A 14,002-nucleotide genomic window follows, 5' to 3' on the forward strand; every position below is an offset into this window, starting at 1 on the left:
AAAAATAATACTTTTTTTCATATGTTTTATCAAGGTGTTTTAACAAAAATGCAAACAGAGTTCGCTGAGCCCATTCAATATTACTTAATCTTGGAGAATGATTTCTTGAATATGAATCAGTTACTAGGTAAAACCATCACAATGGAGTTCGTAAAACACCAATGTTTAAAATGCGGATTAGATAAACCTATTTACCGTCAAGGCTTCTGTAAAGATGATTTTTTCGATATTCCACAAGCCGGAGATTGGATTATGAGACCAGAGCTAAGTACTGCACATTTAGGAAAAGAAGATCGTGATTTAGAATACGAAAAGAAAGTTCAATTGCAACCACATATCGTCTATTTAGCTAATTCTAGTAATGTCAAAGTTGGTGTCACCAGAAAAGGGCAAGTACCAACACGATGGATAGATCAAGGTGCTCATGAAGCAATAGAAATTGTTGAAGTTCCAAATAGATATCTTGCTGGTATTACTGAGATTGCTCTAAAAGATCATGTTGCAGATAAAACCAATTGGCGAAAAATGTTGAAAAATGATATCGAAGATGAAAATCTAGTAGAATGGAGAGAGCGTTTAAAGGGTTTTATTCCTGCGGAAGCTCAAGATTATTATATCGCTTCTAATACAGAAACTAATATTAATTTTCCTGTTATAAAATATCCAGAAAAACCTAAAAGTCTCAATATTGAGAAAGAGCAATCTTACACAGGTAAACTAGTTGGCATAAAAGGGCAATACCTCATTTTTGAAGATGATAGAGTTTTTAACGTGAGAGGTAATGAGGGTTTGGTGGTTAGATTTTCTATCGTTTAAATATTAACGAAATTTTATAAAACCATATTGTGTTAAATTATTGTTATTTAGTATCTTATAAATAAAACAATATGAAAATTCCTGTTATGTTATATGTCGCAATTACGACATTGCTATTAGTAATTATTACTATTGCAGTCAATTTAAATACACCTCTAAATTGGATCTTTTATTTAACTTGTATTGGTCAAATGTTTGTAGTGATTATGGTTTATAAAGTATTAAAAGATAATTATACAACAAATAAAAGCTTTGAAGATTATTACGAAGATCACCCTATTAGAGAGTATGATAATTATCTAAAGACTTAATTTAATTGCTTGAGCAATTCCAATAACGATGAGTAAAATCCCTGTAACTTTGTTGATTATAAGCCCAATATTTTGAACCTTACTTTTTAGTTTTATACTAAACTTGCTATAGAGATATAATGTTAATGTCTTACCTAGATAAACACCTGTAAAAAATAAGAAAAGCACCAATAAGGGAGAACTTAGTGATAACATTAAGTTATTGTTATTAATGATACCGAAAGCGACAATCCAATATATTAGAACTGGCGGATTTAATATCCCTAAAAGAAACCCAGTTACGTATTTTGAGGATGTAAATTTACTTTTTTCAGGAACTTTTTCTTTCTTGAAAAGTAAAAAGCTACCAACAAACATTAATATAATGACGATTACAATTTGAATCCACATGTTGCGATCAAAAAAATCTCTCACTATCATATTACAATGTAGTGCATAGTATGACAATAGTACTTCTGCTACACCAGCTGCAATAGCTATTTTGAAAGCTTGCTTTGCATTTTGTTTGATGGTTGTGTTAATGACTGCAATATTAGAAGCACCTAATGGCAATGCTCCAATAAAACTCGCAAAAACTCCTATTAAAAAATATAAAATAACCATGTAGTGTTGGTAGGTTTTCTTCGGAAAAACTTACAAACAATAAAAAACAACAAAAGGCGCATCTATTTTAGATGCACCTTTTATATATGTTATAAAGCAAAAAAACTACTAAATATCCTCCTGATCTCTCATGTTTTGGATATATCCAGCTTTTTGGATTTCACGTCTTCTTTTTACCGATGGTTTTGTGAAAAACTGGTTTTCACGTATATTTTGCATCGTCTTTACGTTACGGTGTTTTCTTTTGTAACGTTTTAAAGCACGTTCAATGCTTTCTCCTTCTTTTACTAAAATTTTAATCATTGTAATACTTGTAATTATTGGTTTAGGACTATCCTAAATACGTTTTTAATATTTTGCTTTTTGAATCTTGACGTAAACGTTTGATTCCTTTTTCTCTAATTTGTCTAACACGCTCTCTCGTTAAATCAAATGTAGCTCCAATTTCATCTAGTGTCATTGGTGGCTCATCACTTAATCCAAAGTTTAAACGAATCACATCACTTTCTTTTTGTGATAATGTGTCTAATGCTCTGTTAATTTCAACATTTAAAGACTCTTTCATCAATTGATTGTCAGGATTTGGTGATTCACCAGATTTGACAACATCATATAAACTTGATGTTTCACCTTCTTTTAAAGGTGCATCCATTGATAAATGTCTCCCAGAATTCTTTAAAGACTGCTTCACTTCTGAAACCGTCATATCCAATTCTTGCGCAATTTCTTGAGCACTAGGAGGTCTTTGATGCGTTTGTTCTAAAAACGAAAATGCTTTATTAATTTTGTTTATAGAACCAATTTTGTTCAAAGGTAATCTAACTATTCGAGATTGTTCTGCTAAAGCTTGTAAAATTGCTTGTCTAATCCACCAAACAGCATAAGAAATGAATTTAAAACCTCTGGTTTCATCAAAACGCTTTGCTGCTTTTACAAGTCCTGCATTTCCTTCATTAATTAAATCTGGAAGTGTAAGTCCTTGATTTTGATATTGTTTTGCAACAGATACTACGAAACGTAAGTTAGCGGTCGTGAGCTTATCAAGTGCAACTTGATCACCTTCTCGAATACGCTGAGCCAATTCAACTTCTTCTTCAGCAGTAATCATTGGGAGTTTACTAATGTCTTGTAGGTACTTATCTAATGATTTTGATTCACGGTTGGTAACTTGCTTGGTAATTTTTAATTGCCTCATATATTCTGTCTTGTTTTAAAAAGTTTGCAAGAGTCTAATGTAACTTTTAATTTGACAAAAGCAAATAAAAGTTGTCTTCTTTATGAAAATTCGCTAAAAAAGACGATTTTTTATGAATATTTTAACATTAGACCCCTAAAATCACTGTTTTTTGGTTGAATCTTGTTTCTTTTTTTTGTTATTTAATAAATCTCCTAAAATGTTTTTCACACCTTCGGTTACTGTATTAGTGGTTGTGGTTTTTGTGGAATCTGTTTTTATTGTGGCAGAATCTTTTGTGGTTCCATTATTTGATCCTCCTAATAGTCCACCTAATAAATCGGTGACCTTATCTTTACCTTTATTTAAAAGTTTTTGTTTTTCAATCTCAATTAATTGTTTTGTTAAATTTGAAACACCACTAGTTAAATCGGTTTGCACTTTTGGGTTTGTATAACTTCCAGTAATATTTGCAGTTACAGGTATTGTAATTTTATTAACTTCTGGATCACTGATTTTGCCAAGCAATTGGTTGACATCGCTACCCAAATATTTAGCAGGTACATCAAAAACAGCATTATATTTTAATGTTTTGTCAAAACCATGACTTCCAGAAACTACAATATTGATGTCTTTGTATTTAAGATCAAAAGGTTTAACGTTGACTTGACCGTTAGAAAAGTCTAATTTGGCTTTTATGTCTTTCAAATCTAATTTGCTAAAATCTATAAAATTTAAAGCGCCATCTAACTTGGTTAAAACAGAAGATTCATTCTCTTTAATGCTTGTTGTCAATAACTCAGCAAAAGCATCACCAGAAACTGTATTTAGATTAGGCGTAAAATCACTACCTAGAGTTCCTTGGAGTTTGATTACAGTATTAAGTTTTCCTTGTAATATCTTTGCAATTGGTGCTAAGTTTTGCAGTAATTCTAAACTTTGAAATGATTGAGCAATGTCAAAACCATCTGCTCCTATATTAAGATCAAAAACTGGTGTATCTGTTTTTGTAGATATTTTTCCTGTTAAGGCTAAAACACCATTAAATAAATTAGATGTTAGATTCTTTAAATCTGCTTCTTGATCTTTAATTAATAATGTTCCGTCAACATTTTTTAAAGTAAGGTTGTCATATATAACAGTATTTGCCTTCGCATTGATTGTGCAATCTAGAAAATCAGGAATTTTCATTGATTGAGCAGCTGAAGTTGTTTTATTAGATGTTTCCGAAGCATCTTTATCTTCAACCATAAAATCACTAACCACTAAGTTATTAGAATTTAAATTGAAATTTCCTTGTAGTTTTTTATCGCTTAATAGAAACCCAAGAATATTTTTAATGGTTCCAGTAGCTTTAAAGTCACTAGTTCCTGTTTTGGCGTCAAAACTATTGAGAGATACGCTTTCAGGATTAAATGTCATGTCTGCTTTATTAATTTGTATTGGATTGACAATATCTTCCGAAGAAAAAATAAAATCACTAATATTTACGCTTCCAGAGTTCTTGATTCTCGCATAAGCATTAGTCTCAATCGCATTCATGTCAAAAGATGTATTGAGTTTTGCTTTTAAAATCCCGCTCAATTCCTTATCAAAGTCAATAGGATAGGCTTTGGTGATATTCGCTAGATTTAAAGTGCCATCAATATTAGCATTAACCAACATGTTTTTAGTTAGGTTTTTGATGACAGCGTTAGATTTAAAAACATCTTCATCAATTTTAAAGTTGAGTGTCTTAATCTCTACAAATGTGTCATCAACATTACCAGTCGTATTTTTAATAGACGTATCAATATTAATATTGCTCACACGTTTTGGTAAATCTGGATATTTAAATGATGCATTAGTTGATGAAATATTTATGTCTAAAGTTGGGATTGTTTCTTCTGTAATTTTCCCTTTCACAATACCTTTAACCTTAAAATCTCCTGTAGTCTCTACATTTTCAACATTTTTAGAATACGTTTCTGGAATTACAGCCAGAAAATCTTTAAACGTTGATCCAGGGTTTTCAAACGTGATGTCAATATCTTGACCACCTTCTATTATTTGTACATAGCCATCAAAAACAAGAGGTAATTGGTTGATCATACCTTCATTTTTCATGAACGTGTATTTTTGCTCCTTGAGATTCATCCCAATAAGCGCGTCTAATTTTATCTTATTTTGATTTAGATATTGTACGCTGTCCATGCTCATACTCACATTCGCTTCGGTTTTTGTGTCGAGTTGCGATTTTTCTTCGGAAAACGTCCCGTTACCAGAATGATTAAGCTCTGTAATATACATTTGGGTCTTAGATTTCTCGTCGATATATGTTAATGCGCTTTTATTAATACTATAATCTTTGATATCGAAAGCAAATCCGCTTGAAGAATCTGTAGTTGCTTGAGCATTCTCATTCTCATTCTCTTTAGTGATATCATAATTATTATTCCCTAAAGCATCGGTCTTTAAAGTTAACAACGCTTCGTCAATAGAAATAGAATTTACAACAATTGGATCTTCACTTGCATTTTTGAAGAGTTCTTTAATAGACATGTCAAAAGAAATATTTTTTGCAGTCACAAAAGTTTCGCCTTCAAAAGGTTTAAAATTTGTAATTACCAAGTCTTCTACGCTTACATGAGCTTGCGGAAAACTTCTAATAAAACTCAAACTCACATCGCTAAACTCAACTTTGGCGTTGAGGTTTTGATTGATAAAGGTTTTAACCATGTCCTTAATTTGACCTTGAAAGGCAAAAGGAATAGCGACTAATAAGGCTAGGATAATTAATAAAGTAATACCAATTATTTTTAATGCTTTTTTCATGTGTTTATATATATTGTATTTTAGTAGTCACGTGCTGTTTGCTATTAATCATTCTCTTAACTAATAGTATTTTTAGCATGTTCGGCTCATTTAATATTTATTTTCGGTTTCGTAATTTGAAGAAAACGATTAGTTGGTTCTATATATACGTCTAGAGTAGATATTAAGCCCAATAAAAACAAAAGTTTAATAAAACTTTAACCCATTTAAAATGATTATTGATGTGTTAGATTAATTCAATTTCTTCATTAACTTTTAAATTAAAGCGTTTTCTAAATAAATAAACGCCAAAATATAAAAATGGTGTATCAAGAAAGGCGACAAGCACTTTGAATATAAAACCGCTAATTAATAGACCTCTGAAACTTGTCCAAGGTAGAATTTCAAAAGAACATAATAGGAATAATACAGAAAACGTATCTATAAATTGAGAAAACCATGTTGAGAAATTGTTTCTCAACCATAAATGTTTCCCTTTTGTGAGTTTCTTCCAAAAATGATACACTTGAATATCAATAAACTGAGCAAACAAATAAGCACTCATACTCGCAAACACAGCTATAATTGAATTGCCAAAAACTTTAGTGAATAGCGAATCTTGAACTGGAGAATTAGGAATTGCAGGAACACTATCTGCTACAAAAATAATAAGCAACGAAAATATCGAAGCAAAAATTCCAGCAACTACAACTTGATTCGCTCGCTTCTTCCCATAAATCTCACTAATTAAATCTGTAATTAGAAACGTAATAGGATAAGGTAAAATCCCAACCGAAATTTCAAAAAGCTTAGAACCAAAAATTTCAATATCAAAAGGATACCAATAAAAAAACTTTTGAAATATTAAATTTGAAACCACCAAAGACGTGATAAACAGTGCAGCAAGAAATAAATAAATTTTTTGAGCAGAAAGTTTGTCTTTTATGGTCATAAATTGTGAATAAAAACTTGGTGCAAATATACGTTAATACCATTTTGTTTTCATTAATTTGAAGATTCAATATGAATACGATCCACCACGTTTACATCGCTCTTGGAAGCAATAAAGGCGACAGATTAAAATATCTGCAAGACGCTGTTGATGCTATTTTTGCTGAAATAGGCAAGGTAAACGCTATTGCAAAAGTCTACAATACACCAGCTTTTGGATTTGAAGGCGACGATTTTTTAAACACTTGTATTTATATTGAATCTGTTTTTTCTGCGGAAGAAGTTTTAGAAAAACTCCAAACTATAGAAAAACGATTAGGTCGTGAGCGTAAACAAACCGAAGGTTATGAATCAAGAACCATAGATTTAGATATCCTGCTTTTTGATTGTGATATTATTGCTTCTAAAAATTTAAACGTACCACATTCTCAACTACCAAAACGCAAGTTTGTGTTGAAACCATTGCACGACATCGCTTCAAAACTGAAACATCCACAACTAGAAAAAACCGTTGCGCAGCTTTTAGAGTCTTGCGAAGATGAGAGCGATGTAGAAGCAATTAATATATGGTTAAAGAATCCTTCAAAGCAATTTGATTTTTCAAAATACAATTACATTGCAATAGAAGGTAATATTGGTGCAGGGAAAACAAGTTTGGCAAATCAAATCGCATCAGATTTTAATGCAAAGCTAATTTTAGAACGTTTTGCAGATAATGCCTTTCTACCAAAATTCTATGAAGAGCCACAACGTTATGCCTTTACTTTAGAAATGTCTTTTCTAGCAGATCGTTATCAGCAAATTAGTGATGATTTATCGCAATTAGATTTGTTTAAAGATTTTATCGTGAGTGATTATGATATCTACAAATCACTAATTTTTTCAAAAATTACTTTACCAGAAGATGAGTTTAAGCTCTATCGTAAACTCTTCTATTTAATGTACAAAGACATCGCAAAACCAGAATTGTATGTCTATTTGTATCAAAATACAGAACGACTACAAGAAAATATCAAAAAACGCGGACGAGATTACGAGCAAAATATAGACGATGAGTATCTTGAGAAAATCAACTCAGGTTATTTAGACTTCTTAAAAAATCAAAGCGAACTCAATGTAAAAATCATCGATATTTCAGATCGAGATTTCGTGAATAATCGTGCAGACTATTTATGGGTTTTGGGTGAGATTTGTGGAGAGGAAAGAAGCTAGAAGACAGAAGACCGAAGTTTGAAGTCTAAAGACAGAAGATTGTCGTTTTGTCATTCAGAGCGAAGCGAAGAATCTCTAGTTTTTTAAATAAAAAAGTAGTCTAACTACTGAGTGTAAATTTGATTTAACCTATTAGAATATAAACTATGAAAAAAATAATATTAATAATTGTATTAGGTATTTTGTGTTTATCATGTTCTATAAATAAAAATGCATTTGTTGGGACTTATTATAATAGTAATGATGTCTATATTGGCGCTTTAAAATTTGATAATTCAGGTCATTATTATTTACTAAGTTATGATATTCCTACTTCAAAAATAGATACATTATCAAATGGTTCATATAAATTAGATAATGGTTTTCTTAATTTAAGTTCGGAAATAGATAAATATGATAATGAATTTGATACAAAGTTATTTGAATCCTATAATCCGGATATTTCTGGAGTAAAAATTGAGATAGTTAGCCCGTTAATTAGTGAATTAAAAGAAAAAGGACTTGATAGTTCTTTGTTTTTTGTGATTTCTGGCTACAGCAATAATAATTTTTTAGAAAATAGTACTTCAAATGTTTTTGAGCTAAATGATGTTAAAGCTGAAAGTATTGAAGAGTTTTATGTATTTGCGAGGATTGGATTTATGAATTTTCTTGATAAAAGAAAACAACTGGAAATTACAACTAAAACCCTTGCTATAAGTAATTTGAAAAATAATAATTTCAGGGTCGAAATTCCTAAAATGACTAATTCTGAATTGAGAAAAACTATTTTGAGAAACCACTATTTAAAAGTTATAGATAAAAATCAAATCCAATGGGCAGATAAAGTATTGGTTAAGATTGAGCACTGGGCTGATAAATAATTGCGAAGGAGAAAGCTAGACGTTAGAATAAAGAATATAAAAATTGTGATTCTGTCATTCAGAGCGCAGCGAAGAATCTCTTGTCTTACTAAATTAAAAAGATTCTTCAGTCGTGCCTCCTTCTGAATGACATCGATAATTTTTATAAAGTCATTTTAGAAAACAAATCCCAAACCACTACACCACAACTCACAGAAATATTAAGCGAATGTTTTGTTCCAAACTGAGGGATTTCTATCACAAGATCACTAGTATCAACCACATCTTGAGCTACACCTTTTACTTCGTTTCCAAAAACTAGTGCATATTTTTGATTCGCTTCAGGTTGAAATGTGTCGAGCATCGTTGCACGTTCTGCTTGCTCAATAGAAATCACTTTGACGTTTTTAGATTTTAGTTTATTAACAACATCTATTGTGTTTTCAGCATATTCCCAATCTACCGTTTCAGTACTTCCTAAAGCGGTTTTTCTAATATCGTTGTGTGGAGGCGTTGCTGTAATTCCGCAGAGATAAATTTTTTCAACCAAAAACGCATCACTCGTTCTAAATACAGAGCCAATATTATTTAGACTTCTAATATTATCAAGAATTATAATGATAGGTGTTTTTGTGGCTTGTTTAAATTCGTCCACATTTAATCTATCGAGTTCGCTATTTTTTAGTTTTCTCATCTTTAGTTTCCGCGAAAGCGGTATTCTTTTTTAATCTGTCATTCCTGTCTGGACAAGAATGATAATTATTGTTGAAATCTACCAATAATTGTAGATAACTTCTAGGTTTCACATTTCAGAAAACATCAAAATATAAGTACTTTAGCAATCTTACGGTTTTGAGAATTTCCGAAGTAAAAATACAAGGAAGTGATTTAAACTTTTAGCATTTAAGTGAAAATTATTGATTTTTTGACCAATTGAAGACTTTCTTTATTTGCATAGCATCGCTACGCAAATACAAAAAGACAAAAAGTGGGTGAAAAAGCGTTTTTTTAGCGAATGGGAAAAGGCTTAAATTACTTCATAATTTAAAAGAGAAGCAACTTGGCTAAAAAAGCAAAAAAAGTAACGCCTTTAATGAAGCAATATAATGCCATCAAGGTAAAATATCCTGATGCATTGTTATTATTTAGAGTTGGAGATTTCTATGAAACCTTTGGTGAGGATGCTATAAAAGCATCTAAGATTTTAGACATTATTTTAACCAAACGAAGTGCAGGAAGCGAGAGCGAAATTGAGTTGGCTGGTTTTCCACATCACTCATTAAATAACTATTTACCAAAGTTGGTAAAAGCAGGTGAACGTGTTGCAATTTGTGATCAATTAGAAGATCCTAAACTGACCAAAAATATTGTAAAGCGTGGTGTTACAGAGTTAGTAACTCCAGGAGTAGCACTTAATGATGATATTTTACATTCTAAAACAAATAACTTTTTAGCTGCAGTTTATTTTCCTTCTACAAGCTCTGCTTCGCAATCTAACGGAACGGTTTTTAACAGCGTTGGTGTGTCATTTTTAGACGTTTCTACAGGAGAGTTTTTTATCTCTCAAGGTAATAGCGAATATGTAGATAAGCTCCTTCAAAATTTTAGACCAAGTGAAGTATTAGTCTCAAAACCTAATCGTAAAAAGTATAACGAGGCTTTTGGTAATGATTTTCATGCATTCTATTTGGAAGATTGGGTGTTTCAAGATGATTATGCTAATGAAACGTTGTTGAAACAATTCAATACAAAGTCTCTAAAAGGTTTTGGGATTGAGGATTTATACGAAGGTATCGTAGCCTCTGGAGCAATTTTACATTATTTAGGAGAAACGCAACATCATAAATTACAACACATCACATCTATTCAGCGCTTAACAAAAGGAGAGCATGTTTGGATGGATCGTTTTACGATTAAAAACTTAGAGTTATATCAATCTACAAACCAAAATGCAGTAACGCTTGTTGATGTAATTGATAAAACAATTTCACCAATGGGTGGACGATTACTTAAGCGCTGGTTAGCGTTGCCATTGGTTAGTCTGGCGCAAATAAATCAGCGTCATCATGTGGTTGAGTATGTAAAAAGCGATAGTTTGATGTTGGGCAAATTTCAGCAGCAATTAAAACAAATTGGCGATATCGAGCGACTCATTTCAAAAGTGGCTACAGTAAAAATTTCACCTCGTGAGGTTGTTCAACTAAAAAATGCTTTAGAAGCGATTGTTCCTATAAAAGCACTAGCACTCAATACTAAAAATAAAGCATTACAACAGTTAGGTGAACAAATGGATTCGTGTGAGGAGTTGCGTACTCGAATTAAAGCGACTTTAAATGAAGAAGCTCCAGTAAATATTTTAAAAGGGAATACGATTTCATCAGATTTTTCTTCGGAATTAAAAGAACTTCGTGGTTTATCGGCTTCCGGAAAAGATTATCTCGATAAAATGCTAGAGCGCGAAAGTGAACGCACTGGTATCACTTCACTTAAAATAGCATCCAATAATGTATTTGGATATTATATTGAAGTGCGTCACACACATAAAGACAAAGTTCCCGAAGATTGGATTAGAAAACAAACACTCGTTAGTGCAGAACGCTATATCACCGAAGAACTTAAAGAATACGAAACCAAAATTCTTGGAGCCGAAGAACGCATTTTATTAATAGAGCAACAGTTATTTGGAGAGTTGGTGAATTGGATTATTAATTTTATTCAGCCAGTTCAAAAAAATTCAGCATTAATAGCACAACTAGATTGTTTAACTGGTTTTGCACAACTCGCTATAGAAAACAATTATACGAGACCAACCTTAACTGAGGGTTATGAACTCGATATCAAAAACGGTCGCCATCCAGTCATAGAAAAACAATTACCTCATGGCGAGCCTTACATTGCTAATGACGTATATCTAGATAGAGAGGAGCAGCAAATCATTATGATTACTGGACCAAACATGTCTGGTAAGTCAGCAATTTTGAGACAAACAGCCTTAATTGTGTTGTTAGCTCAAATGGGAAGTTTTGTTCCTGCGGAAACAGCTATTATAGGGTTAACCGATAAAATTTTTACAAGAGTAGGAGCGAGTGATAATATCTCTATGGGAGAATCAACCTTTATGGTAGAGATGAATGAAACTGCTTCTATTTTGAATAATATCTCAGATAGAAGTTTAGTGCTTCTCGATGAAATTGGTCGTGGTACAAGTACTTATGATGGAATTTCCATTGCTTGGGCGATAAGCGAATACTTACATGAGCATCCAAGTAAAGCAAAAACATTATTTGCAACGCATTATCATGAGCTTAATGAAATGTCTGAAACGTTTGATCGTATCAAAAACTTCAATGTCTCTGTCAAGGAACTAAAGGATAATGTATTATTTCTTCGGAAATTAGTCGCAGGTGGTAGTAACCATTCCTTCGGAATTCACGTTGCTAAAATGGCAGGAATGCCACAACAAGTCATCCATCGCGCAAATAAAATATTGTTGCAATTAGAGAAATCACATTCTACCGAAGAATTGACAGATAAGATGAAAACTTTGAATGATGAAATGCAGTTAAGTTTCTTTAATCTCGATGATCCTTTGTTAGAACAGATCAAAGAAGAGATTGTAAACATAGATATTGATACATTAACACCTGTAGAAGCACTTATGAAACTCAATGAAATCAAGCGTATGTTGCTGAAAAAGAAGCGTGCATAAAAAAAGTTTATTTTTTCTTTTAAAAGGCTTTGCTTTTAAAAGAAAAATCTTAAATTTGCCCTCGCAATTACTACAAACGTTCATTTAATAAATTGCTATAATGCGAAAGTAGCTCAGGGGTAGAGCATCACCTTGCCAAGGTGGAGGTCGCGGGTTCAAATCCCGTCTTTCGCTCTACAACTTTAAAATATACCAAGCTGAAGTGGTGGAATTGGTAGACACGTTGGACTTAAAATCCAATGTCCATTAGGACGTACGGGTTCAAGTCCCGTCTTCAGTACAGATGAAAAGTCGAAACGAAAGTTTCGACTTTTTTGGTTTTAAAAAGTTTCCGAATGCTTGCATTCAAGGAAGCTTTTTGAAACCAAAAAAGTGATTCAATTTTTTGAATAGACTTTTCTCAAGAAGTTGATATGGGACTCGACGCAGTCAATTCCCGTTTTTGTTATATTAAAACAGCTCATGCTTGCATTCAAGGAAGCTTTTTTAAACAAAAAAAACAATTTAATATTTTTTGAATCCGATTTTCTTAAGATATTGATATAGGATTCGACGCAGTCAATTTAAGTCTTCAGTAGAGATAAACCTTCAATCTTTTATAGATTAGAAGTTTTTTTTGTATCCAAAAAACTCATATAAGTTCTTGATTAATTTAACAAATTGATTCAAAAATAGATTAATGTATTATATAACAGAGCCTTTATCTTAATTGTAAATCGAACCTCAAGTATGTATTGTATTGAGCCACTAAATGATCAATATAGGATCTTTTGAAAGTTTATTATTCATTGAAAATTTGTATAAAAGGAGCAACTGAGTGTTCAATTTATGTGCTTACAACTCTGCAATTAAACTGCTATTGCTTAAAATTTATTTATCTAATGTTATTGTAAATGAGATTTTTAATAAAAATTAGCAATCTGGATAAGACGTTCAATATTTAGTAATTCAATTTTACGACCATCTGTAGAAATGAGACTATCATCTTTGAAATCGTGTAGTACACGAGCTAAGGTTTCAATAACAGTGCCTGTCATATTTGCTAAATCAGAGCGAGAAAGCATGATATAAGTGATATCTACATTATCAACTTTATACTTATCATGTAAAATTAATAAATTAAGTGCTACTCTTTCTCTAACGGTACGTTGGGATAATACTGCCATAAGATTTGCCAGAACACTAAATTCGTGACTTAAACTTTTTAGTAGCAAACGTGAAAATGACGAAGAATTTTCAAGTATTTTATTAAAATCATTTATGGTTATAAATGAGATTATAGAGTTTTCTATGGAAACTGTTGTATCTCCATAAGTGCTTTCACTTAAAACGGATGAATAGCCAAAAAATTCACCTGCATTATAAATGTATATTATTTGTTCTCTCCCATCATTATCCATTTTGTATTTTTTTACTTTACCACTTTGTAAATAAAAAATACCAGAAGGTAATGTGCCTTCTGTGAATATAGGCTGGTTTTTACGATACTTTTTGTCAACCATAATGTTTTCAAGAAATTCTCTGTCAGGCAAAGGTAATTCGCTTAAAATATACTGGCTATTGAATGTGAATTTAGTGATCATAATTGAGT

At 31.6% G+C, this 14,002-nt stretch carries 12 protein-coding genes and 2 tRNA genes; 7 read left to right on the forward strand and 7 right to left on the reverse strand.

Annotated elements, in window-relative coordinates; all coding sequences use genetic code 11:
• The first annotated feature begins 21 nt into the window (after positions 1-21).
• Together IM744_RS17300 and IM744_RS17305 are read left to right on the forward strand one after the other, a co-directional pair.
• Positions 22-816 carry a DUF2797 domain-containing protein gene (locus IM744_RS17300; protein ID WP_194509436.1) on the forward strand — a complete coding sequence of 265 codons (795 nt, stop codon included), beginning with the start codon at positions 22-24 and terminating at the stop codon, positions 814-816.
• Positions 817-887: 71 nt separating this feature from the next.
• Positions 888-1,127: a hypothetical protein gene (locus IM744_RS17305; protein WP_194509437.1), complete on the forward strand. Its 240-nt coding sequence runs from the start codon at positions 888-890 to the stop codon at positions 1,125-1,127.
• Here the strand turns inward: IM744_RS17305 and IM744_RS17310 are convergent.
• From IM744_RS17310 to IM744_RS17330, 5 genes are all read right to left on the reverse strand, one after another.
• The gene (locus IM744_RS17310) at positions 1,116-1,730 is read right to left on the reverse strand and encodes a LysE family transporter (RefSeq protein WP_194509438.1); all 615 of its coding nucleotides are present in this window, start codon (positions 1,728-1,730) and stop codon (positions 1,116-1,118) included. The two genes, IM744_RS17305 and IM744_RS17310, sit on opposite strands and share 12 nt — an antisense overlap.
• A 108-nt stretch (positions 1,731-1,838) precedes the next feature.
• The gene (rpsU, locus tag IM744_RS17315; protein ID WP_028873183.1) at positions 1,839-2,033 is read right to left on the reverse strand and encodes a 30S ribosomal protein S21; all 195 of its coding nucleotides are present in this window, start codon (positions 2,031-2,033) and stop codon (positions 1,839-1,841) included.
• Between the two features lie 28 nt (positions 2,034-2,061).
• Complete coding sequence (locus tag IM744_RS17320; protein WP_194509439.1) at positions 2,062-2,925, reverse strand: sigma-70 family RNA polymerase sigma factor; 864 nt, start codon at positions 2,923-2,925, stop codon at positions 2,062-2,064.
• A 141-nt stretch (positions 2,926-3,066) separates the two neighbouring features.
• The gene (locus tag IM744_RS17325; RefSeq protein WP_194509440.1) at positions 3,067-5,718 is read right to left on the reverse strand and encodes an AsmA family protein; all 2,652 of its coding nucleotides are present in this window, start codon (positions 5,716-5,718) and stop codon (positions 3,067-3,069) included.
• 226 nt (positions 5,719-5,944) lie between these two features.
• Entirely contained in the window at positions 5,945-6,649 is a 705-nt protein-coding gene (locus IM744_RS17330; RefSeq protein WP_194509441.1) for a queuosine precursor transporter, read from the reverse strand.
• Positions 6,650-6,720: 71 nt separating this feature from the next.
• Here IM744_RS17330 and folK point away from each other — a divergent pair, with 71 nt between their 5' ends.
• Positions 6,721-7,860 (forward strand): 2-amino-4-hydroxy-6-hydroxymethyldihydropteridine diphosphokinase, encoded by a 1,140-nt coding sequence (gene folK, locus IM744_RS17335; protein WP_194509442.1) that lies wholly within the window; start codon positions 6,721-6,723, stop codon positions 7,858-7,860.
• A 146-nt stretch (positions 7,861-8,006) separates the two neighbouring features.
• Positions 8,007-8,723, forward strand: coding sequence for a hypothetical protein (locus IM744_RS17340; RefSeq protein ID WP_194509443.1), 717 nt, complete (start codon positions 8,007-8,009; stop codon positions 8,721-8,723).
• 142 nt (positions 8,724-8,865) lie between these two features.
• On the opposite strand, the gene IM744_RS17345 is transcribed toward IM744_RS17340, so the two are convergent.
• Positions 8,866-9,396, reverse strand: coding sequence for an RNA methyltransferase (locus IM744_RS17345; RefSeq protein ID WP_194509444.1), 531 nt, complete (start codon positions 9,394-9,396; stop codon positions 8,866-8,868).
• A 366-nt stretch (positions 9,397-9,762) separates the two neighbouring features.
• Here IM744_RS17345 and mutS point away from each other — a divergent pair, with 366 nt between their 5' ends.
• The 3 genes from mutS to IM744_RS17360 all read left to right on the forward strand — a co-directional run bounded on the left by mutS (position 9,763) and on the right by IM744_RS17360 (position 12,691).
• Entirely contained in the window at positions 9,763-12,411 is a 2,649-nt protein-coding gene (gene mutS / locus IM744_RS17350) for a DNA mismatch repair protein MutS (RefSeq protein WP_194509445.1), read from the forward strand.
• Between the two features lie 102 nt (positions 12,412-12,513).
• Positions 12,514-12,585, forward strand: a tRNA-Gly gene (locus IM744_RS17355).
• Positions 12,586-12,607: 22 nt separating this feature from the next.
• Positions 12,608-12,691 (forward strand) — tRNA-Leu (locus tag IM744_RS17360).
• 622 nt (positions 12,692-13,313) lie between these two features.
• On the opposite strand, the gene IM744_RS17365 is transcribed toward IM744_RS17360, so the two are convergent.
• A complete protein-coding gene (locus tag IM744_RS17365) occupies positions 13,314-13,994 on the reverse strand; it encodes a Crp/Fnr family transcriptional regulator (protein WP_194509446.1) in 681 nt (226 codons plus the stop codon).
• Positions 13,995-14,002: the final 8 nt, after the last annotated feature.

The organism is Psychroserpens luteus (genome assembly GCF_015319355.1).
In the GTDB taxonomy this organism is placed as follows: domain Bacteria; phylum Bacteroidota; class Bacteroidia; order Flavobacteriales; family Flavobacteriaceae; genus Psychroserpens; species Psychroserpens luteus.

Coding starts and splice junctions, on each gene's coding strand:
- IM744_RS17300 (WP_194509436.1), top strand. CDS start 22: ATGTTTTATCAAGGTGTTTTAACAAAAATGCAAACAGAGTTCGCTGAG.
- IM744_RS17305 (WP_194509437.1), top strand. CDS start 888: ATGAAAATTCCTGTTATGTTATATGTCGCAATTACGACATTGCTATTA.
- IM744_RS17310 (WP_194509438.1), bottom strand. CDS start 1,730: ATGGTTATTTTATATTTTTTAATAGGAGTTTTTGCGAGTTTTATTGGA.
- rpsU (WP_028873183.1), bottom strand. CDS start 2,033: ATGATTAAAATTTTAGTAAAAGAAGGAGAAAGCATTGAACGTGCTTTA.
- IM744_RS17320 (WP_194509439.1), bottom strand. CDS start 2,925: ATGAGGCAATTAAAAATTACCAAGCAAGTTACCAACCGTGAATCAAAA.
- IM744_RS17325 (WP_194509440.1), bottom strand. CDS start 5,718: ATGAAAAAAGCATTAAAAATAATTGGTATTACTTTATTAATTATCCTA.
- IM744_RS17330 (WP_194509441.1), bottom strand. CDS start 6,649: ATGACCATAAAAGACAAACTTTCTGCTCAAAAAATTTATTTATTTCTT.
- folK (WP_194509442.1), top strand. CDS start 6,721: ATGAATACGATCCACCACGTTTACATCGCTCTTGGAAGCAATAAAGGC.
- IM744_RS17340 (WP_194509443.1), top strand. CDS start 8,007: ATGAAAAAAATAATATTAATAATTGTATTAGGTATTTTGTGTTTATCA.
- IM744_RS17345 (WP_194509444.1), bottom strand. CDS start 9,396: ATGAGAAAACTAAAAAATAGCGAACTCGATAGATTAAATGTGGACGAA.
- IM744_RS17365 (WP_194509446.1), bottom strand. CDS start 13,994: ATGATCACTAAATTCACATTCAATAGCCAGTATATTTTAAGCGAATTA.